Origin of the sequence: Salinicoccus sp. RF5 (assembly GCF_020786625.1) — a bacterium.
GTDB lineage: Bacteria > Bacillota > Bacilli > Staphylococcales > Salinicoccaceae > Salinicoccus.
Genome location: NZ_JAJGRC010000001.1, coordinates 414,462 through 427,214, shown reverse-complemented (window position 1 = coordinate 427,214; position 12,753 = coordinate 414,462). Strand labels below are relative to the sequence as shown.

The window sequence follows — 12,753 nt, the reverse complement described above, 5'->3', positions numbered from 1 at the left end:
CAGAGCCCATAGGGCTTTTGATATAGACTTAAAGCGAAAGGAGCGTAAGTACTGTCGTAGATGTCTTCGAGCTGCATAATCAGACTAAAGGGTGTCAAACACTAACAGGAGGGTTAAGATGGCAGGAAATCGTGGTGTAGTCTATACTGGAGCAGGTAGCGTTGAAGTAAGGGATATTGATTATCCGGATCTCGTACTCAGGGAAGGTCCGGGAGTACCGAAGGAGAACGTTGGACGGAAATGTGAACATGGCGTCATCCTGAAAGTCATTACGACGAATATCTGTGGTAGTGACCAGCATATGGTAAGGGGTAGAACGACGGCGCCTGAAGGGCTTGTCCTCGGTCATGAAATTTTAGGGGAAGTCATTGAAGTGGGCAGGGACGTCGAATTCGTCAAAAAAGGCGACATCGCCTCCGTACCTTTCAACATCGCATGTGGCCGGTGTGTCATGTGTCGTGAACAGAAAACACATATTTGCCTGAACACGAACCCGGAACGTGCCGGTGCAGCTTATGGCTATGTGGATATGGGAGGCTGGGTCGGCGGCCAGTCCGAATATGTCATGGTGCCGTACGCAGACTTCCAGCTGCTCGTATTCCCGGATAGGGAAGTGGCTATGGAGAAAGTACTCGATTTGACGATGCTTTCCGACATCTTCCCGACGGGTTATCATGGGGCCTATTCAGCAGGCGTCAAGACAGGTTCGACGGTATATATCGCCGGTGCCGGACCGGTCGGCCTCGCTGCTGCACACTCGGCGCAGCTTCTCGGCGCATCCCGCGTCATCGTCGGTGACTTGCAGGATGAACGTCTCAAGCAGGCGGAAAGCTTCGGATGTGAGACCGTCAACGTCTCCAAGCATGACCGGTTGAGTGAGCAGATCGAAAATATACTTGGAGTGGACGAAGTGGATTGCGCCGTCGATGCAGTCGGTTTTGAGGCATCAGGCCATGGCGCCGATGGCGGGGAGCAACCTGCCGCTGTGCTCAACAGCATCATGGATGTTACGACAGCCGGTGGTAAGCTCGGTATCCCAGGCCTTTATGTAACTGAGGATCCAGGAGCATCCGACAAGGACGCCCAGCAGGGCACCTTAAAAGTACGTCTTGGCCTCGGTTGGGCAAAAGCACATACTTTCGTTACAGGGCAGACACCTGCAATGAAATACAACCGTGACCTGATGAAGGCGATCCTTTCCGGCCGTGCAGATATTGCGAAAGCAGTTAATGCAACGGTCATCAGTCTGGACGAGGCGCCGAATGGTTACCAAGACTTCGATAAGGGTGCAGCGAAGAAATTCGTCATCGACCCGCATGGTTCATTGAAATAGCATGGCAATCCTTCCCCCATGATTAGGTCATGGGGGAGGGATTGATTATAAGTAAAAGAAATATCTGCTTGGGTGGGTCATATGAAATTGCTTAAAAATGGTTTACCTTTATTAATGACGATTTACATAATAGGATGTTTTTTTCTCACACTGGCGTTTATAGGAGAGATACCCTTCTACGTCATAGCTGTGACTGTTGTGGTGGGATTGTTTATAGATATGGAGGGGAATACTCGAGAAGGCCTGAAGATTGATGGCGTATTGAGCAGAATAATGTATACGGCAGTTATTATTGGAGTGATAACCCATAATCTTTTTGCATAAATATCAATCAATCAGTTCATATTCATATTGCTGATTGTCCACCTTACATCGAGGCAATTGTTCAGTAAGTCAGAATACCTGAGGCAGACTTTAGTGCCTTACGGCAATGAGTGACGAAACTTCAAGGTCACGCAATAGTATTATAATATGAAAAGAAAGCCTCTGAAGGCGGCACAATCCGCTCTCAGGGGCTTTCTTTCTATTCATCCATGTCTGCAACGACTGTCAGCTGATAATCGATCAATATGACGGATCTGACACCTGGTGTGTCGTCTTCACCCTTTTCAACCGGACTGACGTAGTGGCTGACTTTGGAGTCGTATACGCCGTAGGATTCAAGGGGCTTTGTGATTTCAAAGATTTCGTGGAGGTCTTCATCACGCGCTTCCTCCGGTTTTCTTCCCCTGACTTCAGGTATACCTATGGCGTTCGTTCCCCCTTCGACATTGGTGCGTTCCACCAGGTGGGCAAAGGTGAACGGTTCCCCATCCTGGTGCAGGCAATCCGGGGATGATACGGCCCGGTCCTGATCCAATTCGACCATCAGTTTGACGAAGTGTACACCGACATGGATCGGCATGATTTGATCCTCCTCTTTCCAGAATGTCTCCCGGTAGTTCGCCATGATGATTTCCTGGAGCAGACGGTTATTCTGGATGGATGCTCCGATGGAATGGAATTCCCTGTAGGAGCCTGCATGTTCGGGGTTGAACTTTCCCTGGAAGTAGGCCGAATATTCTTCGCCATCTCTTCGGATGGTCGGCAGCCATTCGATGGTGCCGGACGTGGGAAGGACAAGTGCCCGGGAGTATCTGCGGTAGCGGTTTGCTTCCGGGGCATAGTCGTCTATGGGCAGATCTTCGAAGTAGTCGAGTATCTCCTTGTAGTCTGCTTCAATGCCGTCATAATCGAGGCTTGTCATAAGATCGTATTTTGCATATCCATTTTTCTGCAGGTTATTCATTCATATCTGTCCTTATCGGTTAGTTTTGTGACATTGAATATATTAACATGAACCATAATTTTATGACAATTTGATATATGTTCTATTCACTTATGAAACGGCTGAGGAACTGACGGTCTTCGAGGTTCATGAAGTCCACTCCGAACAGTACAAGTATGGAAAGGCCGAGTGTCCAGGCGACGACACTCAACGTCACCCACCAGAAGGTGGCCTTCTGGCTGCCGCCGAGTATGACGGCCATCAGTGCCGTAAAGTGGCTGCCGACGAAGAATGGACCGATGAAGGCGAGGCCCGGCAGCCCGTATTTCTTCCAGATGGCTTCGGCACGCTGCGATTTACGGTCCTTAGTATTGCCTTTCCTTTCCTGTCGTGCGAGATACCATCTTTTGATGCGATCCATCAGGACGATGATCAGAAGCAGTGTGACAAGGTTGCCGAGAATGCCGATGATAAGGGTCATGGTGAAATTCATTCCGCCGAGAATACCGACCGGTACGACGACGAAGGCTTCGAACAACGGAATGGCGGATAATACGAAAACGATGATATAGGCGATGATCAGTGATGTGTTCATTGGATACCTCCGAGCCTGGATTCTATTTGAAAACAGTTTAACACAGAACGCACCCCCGTGGCTTTTATCCCTTCCGCAGAGCCATGAATGTTTCAAAAGGCTGAAAACGTCTATTAAAGATATAAAGCTAAAACTATTGGGAGGAAGACTGATGGACATAAAAAAAGGTGAGAATATGTTCTTTGTCGGGGAGGATGAAGTCAACCCCGAAGCTGAAATCATATTCAGTGTGGATGATGATGGTGACTATGTAGTGGAAAGCACAAGGGTGGACGACAGCCTGAGCGGTGAGGGCGTCGGCTCCCAGCTGGTCGAAACGATGGTCGAGTTCGTCGGCCAAGAGGGCAGGAAGATCGACCCGCAATGCCCATTCACAAGGAATGTCATGGAAAAAGATGATGAAATGAGAAAGCTGATCAAAAACTAATTTGCTGCCGGGGATGAATATTCCCCGGCTTTTTCTGTATAATGGGGAAATATAGTGCTGTGATTTTGAAAGGATGAAGTAAATTGGCTAAAAGTGTAGTACTCGCCGAAAAACCTTCTGTGGCCAGGGATATTGCGAAAGTATTGAACTGCCATAAGAAAGGCAATGGATTCATTGAAGGGGATAAATACATAGTGACATGGGCGCTCGGCCATCTCGTGACGCTTGCGGACCCTGAAAGCTATGACAATAAATATAAGACATGGAACCTGGATGATCTGCCGATGCTGCCTGAACCGCTCAGGCTGACTGTGATCAACAAGGCGCGCGGACAGTTCAATGCGGTGAAGTCCCAACTGCTCCGCAAGGATGCAGACAGGATCATCATCGCGACGGATGCCGGGAGGGAAGGGGAACTTGTTGCTCGCTGGATCATCAAGAAGGCGAAGGTCAACAAGCCCATTGAACGCCTGTGGATCTCATCTGTAACGGATAAGGCGATCAGTGAGGGCTTCCGCAACCTCAAGCCCGGGAAGAACTATGAAAACCTCTATGAGGCCGCAGTGGCCCGTTCGGAAGCGGACTGGTACATCGGCCTGAATGCCTCCCGTGCATTGACGACGAAGTTCAATGCACAGCTCAATTGCGGACGTGTGCAGACACCGACACTTGCGATGATCGAGAGCAGGGAAGAGGAGATCCGGAACTTCAAACCGAAGACATACTACGGGATTGAAGCGCTGACGGACAAGTTGAAATTGACGTGGCAGGATCAGAAAGGGAACAGCCGGAGCTTCGACAAGGAAAAGCTGGATGGTCTGGTCAACAAGGTGGACGGCAGTCCGCTGACGGTCGATTCGGTGGAAAGCAAGCCGAAGAAGACGTTCGCTCCAGGGCTTTATGACTTGACGGAGCTTCAGAGGGATGCCAACAAGCAGTTCGGCTTCTCTGCAAAAGAGACATTGAATGTCCTGCAGGGACTCTACGAGCGTCATAAGGTCGTCACCTACCCGAGGACGGATTCAAGATACCTGTCAAAAGACATCGTACCGACATTGCCGGAGCGGCTGAAGGCATGCGGCATCGGGGACTACCGTGCCACAGCGACACGCATACTGAGAGGTAAGATACAGGCGAACAAGTCCTTCGTCGACGACAGCAAGGTCAGCGACCACCATGCGATCATCCCGACGGAGAACCATGTCCACATCTCGGATTTCAACGAACGGGAGCGCAGGCTCTACGACATGATCATCAAAAGGTTCCTCGCCGTCCTTCTGCCACCGCATGAGTACGAGCAGGTGACTGTAAAGGCCACAGCCGCGGGCGAGACATTCATTGCCAAGGGCAGGACCGTCCTCAAGGAAGGCTGGAAAGCCGCCTACTCCAATCATTTTGATGAAGAGGAGACGGATGATGTCAAGGACCAGCAGCTTCCGAAACTCGAAAAGGGTGAGACTCTCCAGGTGCATCGTGTAAGCCAGACTTCCGGTCAGACGAAGGCGCCCGCACGCTTTACGGAAGCGACGCTGCTGTCTGCGATGGAGAATCCGGCAAAGTACATGGAAGTCCAGGACAAGAAGTTGAAATCGATACTCGACTCGACCGGTGGACTCGGTACCGTCGCGACACGGGCAGACATCATCGACAAGCTGTTCAATTCATTCCTGATAGAAAAGAACGGTCAGGCCATCAGGATCACTTCAAAAGGCAGGCAGCTGCTGGACCTCGTTCCTGATGCGCTCAGGTCCCCTGCGACAACAGCGGTCTGGGAACAGAAGCTCGAAGGCATCGCCAAGGGCCAGTTGAAGAAGGAGGATTTCATCAAGGAAATGAAATCCCATACGAAGGCCATAACCCAGGAGATCAAGGAAAGCGACAAGAAGTTCAAGCACGACAACATATCCGGCAAGTCCTGCCCCGACTGCGGCAAGCCATTGCTTGAAGTCAACGGCAAGAAGGGCAAGATGCTCGTCTGCCAGGACAGGGAATGCGGCCACCGCAAGAATGTCGCCCGCGTCACCAATGCACGCTGCCCGAAATGCAAGAAGAAGATGACGCTGAGCGGCGAAGGTGACGGCCAGATCTTCACGTGCAAATGCGGCTACAGGGAGAAGCTGTCCGCCTTCGAGGCAAGACGCAAGAAGGAAGGGCGCGGAAAGGTCGACAAGCGTACCGTCCGCAAGTATATGAAGGAGCAGGAGGACGAGGCGCCGATCAACAATGCGCTCGCCGAACAGCTCAAATCACTGAACCTCGACAAGTAGGGCAGCAACTGCAGGTGTTGAAAGCGGATTTGTATTTTGAAGTATCATGTGGCATAATACCTTTCATAGTTTGAATGAACGACAAAAACTGATGCAACACCTCATGACAGAGCATTATATGGAAACTTGTCCAAAGGATTGGAACCCATGCATCTGAATAAAAAGGAGAGGTATTTTGACACGTTGTAGAAATTGTGGAGACAATTGGAACGTAAGGGCAACACTCAAGCGATATACAACATCCACCCCGGGAATGCCATGTCCATCGTGCGGGGAAGTACAGTACCTGTCCAGGGAATATAGGGAACGCAGTATGCTTGTGACTCTGCTCATCCCTTTGCTTATGCTGATTCCGGCTTTCTTCAACATTCCCGTCGTCGCAATGGCAATACTGTTCGTTGCAGCTTTTACCGCAATCGCCGTTATCCATCTGGCCACCATCGAGCTGGCGGATGAGCAGGAAACATGGCGGCAGAGACTGTATGAGTAATATATAAGTTAGAGTAAAACAGTTTTCATTGAAGGGCTGCCTGAGTCAGGCAGCTTTTGTTTATTTATTCACAAAAATGTTATTTTCTGATCCTCTCCGCGATATTGCCCCGTAATATAATGGGGGCAAGAGGTGAGACGATGAAATTCAAAAAACAGAATCAGCATGGGGCGTGGGCGATGGTGTTCATGCCATTGGTTATCGGTATGGTGGCCGGAGGGTTCCATCCGGCACAGCTTTTCTACATGGCAGGCTGGCTAATGATCTTCTTCATGGCGGACCATGTATTGTTCTTCATCAAGAAACGGCGGAAGGGGGAGTATGGCTACCTGAAGGCGGCGGTTTTATTCTTTGTCCTTTCAGCAGCCCTGTTCATCTATCCATTGATGGTCGATTACCGTATATTCTTCTTTTTCCTCATGATGCTGCCGTTCGGTGCAGTGAACGTATATTTCGCGTCGATCAGGGATGAACGCAACATCTTCAATGACATATCCGCCATCACAATTTTTGCGCTCGCAGGAGGCGGCATCGCCTTCCTCAATCTGCATGTGCTGTCGTGGCCGGTAATATTCGTCATCATCATCAGCATACTGTTCTTTACGAGTACAGCCCTTTTCGTCAAGACGATGATCCGGGAGAAGAAGAATCCGAAATACAGGATTGCATCGTATGCATATCATGGAATTGTATTCATCATCATGCTCAGCGCACACTGGATATTGGCACTCGCCTTCCTGCTTAGCCTGGTCCGTGCCGTGGCACTATACGGCCGGGGCTGGAAGATGAAGCAGATCGGCATTCTGGAGATTGTGCATGCAGTATGGATGACCACACTCGTATCCGTACACATCACAAATTTCATGTGATTCATAAGCATGGGGGCCGGAAGGGCCCCCGTGCTTCTTTGATATAATGGAGTCAGAGGGATTGTGAAGAGGGGGCTATTGATGTGGATGACCTTTATGAGATTGCGAAAGAGAGGCTGAACACCAGAACGACGAGCAGGAAAGGAAAAATGGGACACGTTGCAGCAGCGCTTATGACTGCAGAAGGCAATATATATACAGGCGTCGCGCTCGACCTGCCGTCTTCCATCGGCTTCTGTGCAGAGCATTCGGCGATTGCTGCAATGGTGACTTCCGGTGAATATGATATCGCGAGAATCATAGCTGTACATGAGGATGGCAGCATCCTTCCTCCCTGCGGCCGGTGCCGGGAACTGATCAACCAGGTCGGTGAGGACAACTACGGATGTGAAATCGGACTCGCAGGTAGGACCGTCCGTCTGGAGGAACTGCTGCCTGAGAGATGGGATGAGAAATATCTCCATCCGGATGCTTAGGCAGACATTCCGCAGCAGGCTGTAGTAATATATGAAACATACTTAATGTTGGAAAGGTGAGAGGATATGACACATTTCAATGAAATCAACACCGTTGCCCAGGGCAACACGAAACGGCTTCAGAAAACCATCCCGGATACGATGAAGCGTTTTAAAGATCTTCAGGATGCGGCCTATAAATCCGGTGCACTGGATAAGAAGACGAAGGAGTTTGCCGCACTGGCCTACGCAATCGCAGACAAGTGTGAAGGATGCATCGGCAATCATGTGAACAAGCTGATCAAGCTCGGTGCAACGCGAGAAGAGGTTGCTGAAATTGCAGGTGTAGCCATCGTCATGGGCGGCGGTCCCGGCAGTGTATATGGCGGCAAGGCCCTCCAGGCATATGACGATGCTACAGAAGAGGATTGAGCATCCAGGCAGAAAAAAGGGACCAGATGGATTGCTATCCATCTGGTCCCTTTCCTGTCTCAACTTTCATACGCCTGTTTCAGTGCTTCAAGGTCGATCTTCTTCATCTCGAGGAAAGCCTGTGTGACTTTCCGTAACTGTTCCGGTGAGCCATTCGACATCATCTCATTCATTTCCTTCGGGATGATCTGCCATTATACACCGAATTTGTCCTCGACCCAGCCGCACTGTTCCGCTTCAGGCTCTGCGGATAACGCGTCCCAGTAGTAGTCGACCACCTTCTGGTCCTCACGTAGCACCATAAGGGAGATTGCTTCATTGAAGTTGAATTCATGCGGGCCGGCACTGTCCATTGCAGAGAACCACTGGCCTTCGAGCATGAAATCCAAGTACATGACCGAGCCGGGCAGGTGAGGGGGCGTATCCTCCGGAAATCTGGCGATTTCCCCCATTCGGGAGTTTTCGAAGACTGAAAGATAGAATTCCAGGGCGTCTTCGCATTTTCCGAGATTCTGATCGATGAACATCAGGGAAGGGACGATCTTCGGCCAATCGCCCGCCTCGGGGCCACCAAGAATGAGCTGCCATGAGACTCCGAACTTGTCTTCGACCGAGCCGTATTTCTTGCTGAAGGGGTATTCATCGAGCGGCATGAGTGCAGTGCCACCGTCAATCAAAGCATTCCAGGTCTTCTCCAGATTCCGCTCCGCCTCCTCATCTTTTAAGGGGTCGAAATTGATGAAGAAGGAGATGGATGGGTTGAACGTGAAGTAGGAGCCTGCGTTGATGGCCATGAATCTGTAGCCATAGAGTTCAAAAGAAAGCTACTGTGCATCACCGGATGGCGTATCGTGCAGTGTCGTACGGTCTGTAAGCTTCGATTCCGGGAACATGGACATGTAGAATTCCACTGCTTCTTCTGCTTCCGTGTCAAACCATAGGTGGGGGACGATGATCTGGTTTTCCATGGTTAGCCCTCCTATTTCTTATAGCCATTATAACAGTATTTTAAAGTAAAAATACACCTATTTACATAGAAAAGGGACGCTATAGCGCTCCCTTTTCAAAATCATCGATATCATCCGGTCAGTTCTCCGTGACCTTCCTTTTCTTCTTTCGGTAGGCTTTCGGGATATATACACAGTAAGGCTCGCTCTCAAGGTAATCTCCAGTGGCGGCATAAGCCCTTGAGCGGGAGCCGCCGCAGACGTGCCTGAATTCGCAGACGCCGCATTTGCCCTTATAAAGGTCAGGGTTCCTGAGGCTTTTGAGTATCGGCGAGTTCCTGTATATGTCGGAGAGCTTGTCGACGCGCACGTTGCCGCAGTTGACCGGCAGCAATCCACTTGGATAGACATGGCCGATGTGCGAAATGAAGACGAATCCATTGCCGTCGTTGACGCCTTTCGGTGCGCGTCCAAGGCCATCGATCGTACCTGTTTTGCCTTCGCTGAGGGCATCCATGTAGCGGATCTGCGCATCGGGATCCTTATTCTTACGCATCTGATCCTGTATGACCACCCGGCGGTAGTGCTGGGCGGCTGTCGTCTTGATATCGAAAGGGACTTCGTCCTTGATCTTATTCAGCCATCTGAATACCTGCTCATGCTGGGCGGGGGTGATCATATCCTCGTTCTTCCCACGTCCTGTCGGTACGAGGAAGAATACGCTCCACAGCACGCAGTCAAGGGATTCGACCATCTCCCTCATTTCTTCAAGGTATTCGATGTTATAGTTTGAAATCACCGTATTAATCTGAAGCGGCATACCAAGTTCGTTCAGATAGCTGATGGCTTTCATCGTCAGGTCGAAGCTGCCTTCAGTCCCTCTGAAATGGTCATGGACCTGCTTGTTATGACCGTCCAGGCTGAATGCCCATCGGCTCAGTCCGACATCCTTCGCCTTCTGCATCGCTTCCTTCGTGACATTCGGTGTGGCGCTCGGTGTCATCGAAACCCTGACATCTTTTTCCACGGCATATTCTGCAAGTTCGAATACATCCGTCCGCATCAGCGGATCTCCGCCGGTGAATACGAGCATCGGGTACTCCATTGCGGCAATATCGTCTATAAGCCGCTTGCCTTCTACAGTGGACAGTTCGTAGGGATTGCGTTCAACCTGTGCTTCAGCCCTGCAGTGCAGGCAATGCAATTCACATGCGCGCGTCAGTTCCCAAATGACTATGAAAGGGACTTCGTTGAAGTCCGGAATTCTGATTTCTGGTTTCATTACCATCGCTCCTTTACCTGTTAATTCCAATATAAATCAAAGGAATCAGAAAACAATTGATATTTTGTGACAAAGTTAACAAAGAGTAGCATCGTTCATATTATTGTAATAACTTGAGGAGTGGGTAAAAGGTATTGGAAGGAGGGGAACTCAATGGAGACCATCATTACAGCGAAAGGTGTACACATTATTTTTCCGAAGGACTGCGGCAATGCACCGAAAAAGCGTCTGTTGATTGATGCACTGGCTGCCTTTATAGAAGGTGACCATGTTGAACTCGAGGAACGGGTGGATATCGAGAAGGTGCGCCTGCCATCGCTTCCTGAAGGCGTAATGGAAGTAAAGATCCATCGGGTGATTACCCATGGGAAGGAGGCGGGGGTGCACCTGACCGTATACTGTGCTGGTCGGAAGCAGGTGGAGGCGGGTGCCTTCCTGTCTTTCAGGAGTGCTGCGAATACCATCATTTCCAAATTGGATATATTGGTGGACAAGGACCGGTGAAATGGTCTGAGGGGACTTTCTGGAACTGTCTTCACCTGCACTAATTCATTGCAGTAGCGGTGGCTTAGTGGTAAATTTAAAGGGAAAGAGACTTTCTGAAAAAGGGGTTTACGCATGCCTAATATTATAAATATAGACAGCCTGGAAGAGGCTCAGGCACTTATAGGTGCAAATGATCAGCATATTACTTTTCTGGAAGAGGAGTTCGATGTGACGATCCACACCCTCGGCAATGAGATCACCGTCGATGGTGCTGATGATCAAAACATCGAATTGACGGAAGATGTGCTGATCAACCTGCTTAAAATCATCCAGCGCGGGATGTCCATCAATCTCAGGGACGTCCAGTCTGCAGCGATGATGGCACGCAAGGGGACGATCGAATACCTTGCGGATCTCTATAATGAAGAGGTCGCCCGGGATGTAAAAGGGAAGAGCATCCGTGCGAAGACGACCGGGCAGCGCCTGTATATAGAAAACATCAAACGCCATGACCTGACATTCGGCATCGGCCCTGCAGGTACAGGCAAGACATTCCTCGCTGTCGTACTGGCTTGCCAGATGCTCCGTGAAAATAGTGTGAAACGGATCGTTCTGACACGTCCAGCGGTGGAAGCAGGGGAGAACCTGGGCTTCCTGCCGGGCGACCTCAAGGAAAAGGTGGATCCTTATCTTCGTCCGCTCTATGATGGCCTGCACACGGTACTCGGCGCAGAGCAGACGGACCGCCTCATAGAACGCGGTGTCATAGAGGTGGCGCCGCTTGCCTACATGCGTGGCCGGACTTTGAATGAGGCATTCGTAATTCTGGATGAAGCACAGAATACTACAGAAATGCAGATGAAGATGTTCCTCACACGGCTCGGATTCGGATCGAAGATGGTCGTCACCGGCGACGAGACGCAGATCGACCTTCCGGGATCCACAAAGAGCGGGCTTGTGGAATCGGTCAGACTGCTTTCCGATGTCAGGGGAATCGCAGTGAATAAGATGGATGAATCGGATGTCGTACGCCATCCACTTGTATCAAAAATCATCAAGGCATACGAGAAGGAGTGAGCCGCTTGATAACTATAGATTTCATGGATGACGGCAATTTTACGGATGAAACCCAGAGGAGGGAAATCGAGTCGCTGATCAGTTTCGCCTATGGGCATCTGAATGAAACGGATGACGCGGAGATCAGCGTCTCCTTTGTCGATGAAGAGGAGATACAGGAGATCAACCGGAACTATCGGGAAAAGGACGCCGTCACGGATGTGATCAGCTTCGCAATGGAGGATGAGGATGACAATGTCATCCATGAAGATGCCCCGCGGATGCTCGGTGACATCATCATCTGCACGGATCGTGCGAAGTCGCAGGCTGAGGAATACGGCCACAGCTATAAGAGGGAATTGATGTTCCTTACGCTCCATGGCTTCCTCCATCTGCTCGGCTATGATCACATGGAAGCGGATGAGGAGAAGGAGATGAACCGGCTGCAGGATGAAATACTCGACGCCTTCGGTGTAACGCGGGAAGATTGATATGAGGCTCTACAACAGGTTCAAGTATGCTTTCATGGGCCTCCGGTGGCTGATGCAGAAGGATACGCATTTCATCGTACACCTCGTGTTTGGAGGTCTGGCGGTCATCCTCGGAATGGTTGTGGGACTTGACCGCACCGGCTGGCTGTTCATCGTCAGTGCGGTCTTCCTTGTGCTTATTGCTGAGGCATTCAACACAGCAGTCGAAGCTGCAGTAGATCTGTCCACGGACACCATCCATCCGATGGCCAAGGCCGCCAAGGATGCAGGGGCAGCCGGGGTGCTGCTGTCTGCAGCATACGCCGTCATTATCGGTCTGATTATATTTATACCCTATCTGATTTAATGAGGAGATG

The 12,753-nt window shown here is 50.4% G+C and carries 16 protein-coding genes and 1 pseudogene; 12 read left to right on the top strand and 5 right to left on the bottom strand.

Translation table 11 applies throughout. The features are described 5' to 3' along the window. Positions 1-118 precede the first annotated feature (118 nt). Together fdhA and LLU09_RS02355 are read left to right on the top strand one after the other, a co-directional pair. Positions 119-1,333, top strand: coding sequence for a formaldehyde dehydrogenase, glutathione-independent (gene fdhA, locus LLU09_RS02360; protein ID WP_228310312.1), 1,215 nt, complete (start codon positions 119-121; stop codon positions 1,331-1,333). 81 nt (positions 1,334-1,414) lie between these two features. Then, positions 1,415-1,657, top strand: coding sequence for a hypothetical protein (locus LLU09_RS02355; RefSeq protein WP_228310311.1), 243 nt, complete (start codon positions 1,415-1,417; stop codon positions 1,655-1,657). 199 nt (positions 1,658-1,856) lie between these two features. On the opposite strand, the gene LLU09_RS02350 is transcribed toward LLU09_RS02355, so the two are convergent. Both LLU09_RS02350 and LLU09_RS02345 read right to left on the bottom strand, forming a co-directional pair. Then, the gene (locus LLU09_RS02350) at positions 1,857-2,621 is read right to left on the bottom strand and encodes a 2OG-Fe dioxygenase family protein (RefSeq protein WP_228310310.1); all 765 of its coding nucleotides are present in this window, start codon (positions 2,619-2,621) and stop codon (positions 1,857-1,859) included. 82 nt (positions 2,622-2,703) lie between these two features. Then, positions 2,704-3,195, bottom strand: coding sequence for a small multi-drug export protein (locus tag LLU09_RS02345; protein ID WP_228310309.1), 492 nt, complete (start codon positions 3,193-3,195; stop codon positions 2,704-2,706). Between the two features lie 151 nt (positions 3,196-3,346). Between LLU09_RS02345 and LLU09_RS02340 the strand changes: the two genes are divergently transcribed. The 6 genes from LLU09_RS02340 (at position 3,347) to LLU09_RS02315 (ending at position 8,135) form a co-directional block, all read left to right on the top strand. Continuing rightward, the gene (locus tag LLU09_RS02340; protein WP_228310308.1) at positions 3,347-3,622 is read left to right on the top strand and encodes a GNAT family N-acetyltransferase; all 276 of its coding nucleotides are present in this window, start codon (positions 3,347-3,349) and stop codon (positions 3,620-3,622) included. A gap of 83 nt (positions 3,623-3,705) precedes the next feature. Continuing rightward, the gene (locus LLU09_RS02335; RefSeq protein WP_228310307.1) at positions 3,706-5,889 is read left to right on the top strand and encodes a DNA topoisomerase III; all 2,184 of its coding nucleotides are present in this window, start codon (positions 3,706-3,708) and stop codon (positions 5,887-5,889) included. Between the two features lie 175 nt (positions 5,890-6,064). Next, positions 6,065-6,379, top strand: a complete 315-nt coding sequence (locus LLU09_RS02330) for a TIGR04104 family putative zinc finger protein (RefSeq protein ID WP_175287014.1) — start codon at positions 6,065-6,067, stop codon at positions 6,377-6,379. A 140-nt stretch (positions 6,380-6,519) separates the two neighbouring features. Then, positions 6,520-7,248 (top strand): YwiC-like family protein, encoded by a 729-nt coding sequence (locus LLU09_RS02325; protein WP_228310306.1) that lies wholly within the window; start codon positions 6,520-6,522, stop codon positions 7,246-7,248. Between the two features lie 83 nt (positions 7,249-7,331). After that, on the top strand, positions 7,332-7,724 hold the full coding sequence (locus tag LLU09_RS02320) for a cytidine deaminase family protein (protein ID WP_228310305.1): 393 nt from the start codon (positions 7,332-7,334) through the stop codon (positions 7,722-7,724). Between the two features lie 66 nt (positions 7,725-7,790). Further along, entirely contained in the window at positions 7,791-8,135 is a 345-nt protein-coding gene (locus LLU09_RS02315) for a carboxymuconolactone decarboxylase family protein (protein WP_228310304.1), read from the top strand. Positions 8,136-8,329: 194 nt separating this feature from the next. On the opposite strand, the gene LLU09_RS12650 is transcribed toward LLU09_RS02315, so the two are convergent. The 3 genes and pseudogenes from LLU09_RS12650 to LLU09_RS02305 form a co-directional block, all read right to left on the bottom strand. Next, positions 8,330-8,677, bottom strand: coding sequence for a VOC family protein (locus LLU09_RS12650; RefSeq protein WP_370632469.1), 348 nt, complete (start codon positions 8,675-8,677; stop codon positions 8,330-8,332). Between the two features lie 45 nt (positions 8,678-8,722). After that, positions 8,723-9,103, bottom strand: a pseudogene (locus tag LLU09_RS12645) (VOC family protein); the annotation flags it as partial. Positions 9,104-9,221: 118 nt separating this feature from the next. Then, the gene (locus tag LLU09_RS02305) at positions 9,222-10,364 is read right to left on the bottom strand and encodes a TIGR04053 family radical SAM/SPASM domain-containing protein (RefSeq protein ID WP_228310303.1); all 1,143 of its coding nucleotides are present in this window, start codon (positions 10,362-10,364) and stop codon (positions 9,222-9,224) included. A gap of 153 nt (positions 10,365-10,517) precedes the next feature. Between LLU09_RS02305 and LLU09_RS02300 the strand changes: the two genes are divergently transcribed. From LLU09_RS02300 to LLU09_RS02285, 4 genes are all read left to right on the top strand, one after another. Further along, entirely contained in the window at positions 10,518-10,868 is a 351-nt protein-coding gene (locus tag LLU09_RS02300) for a hypothetical protein (RefSeq protein WP_228310302.1), read from the top strand. Positions 10,869-10,982: 114 nt separating this feature from the next. Then, positions 10,983-11,927: a PhoH family protein gene (locus tag LLU09_RS02295; RefSeq protein ID WP_228310301.1), complete on the top strand. Its 945-nt coding sequence runs from the start codon at positions 10,983-10,985 to the stop codon at positions 11,925-11,927. Between the two features lie 5 nt (positions 11,928-11,932). Beyond that, positions 11,933-12,397, top strand: coding sequence for an rRNA maturation RNase YbeY (gene ybeY / locus LLU09_RS02290; protein WP_370632448.1), 465 nt, complete (start codon positions 11,933-11,935; stop codon positions 12,395-12,397). A gap of 1 nt (position 12,398) precedes the next feature. Beyond that, the gene (locus tag LLU09_RS02285; protein WP_228310300.1) at positions 12,399-12,743 is read left to right on the top strand and encodes a diacylglycerol kinase; all 345 of its coding nucleotides are present in this window, start codon (positions 12,399-12,401) and stop codon (positions 12,741-12,743) included. Positions 12,744-12,753: the final 10 nt, after the last annotated feature.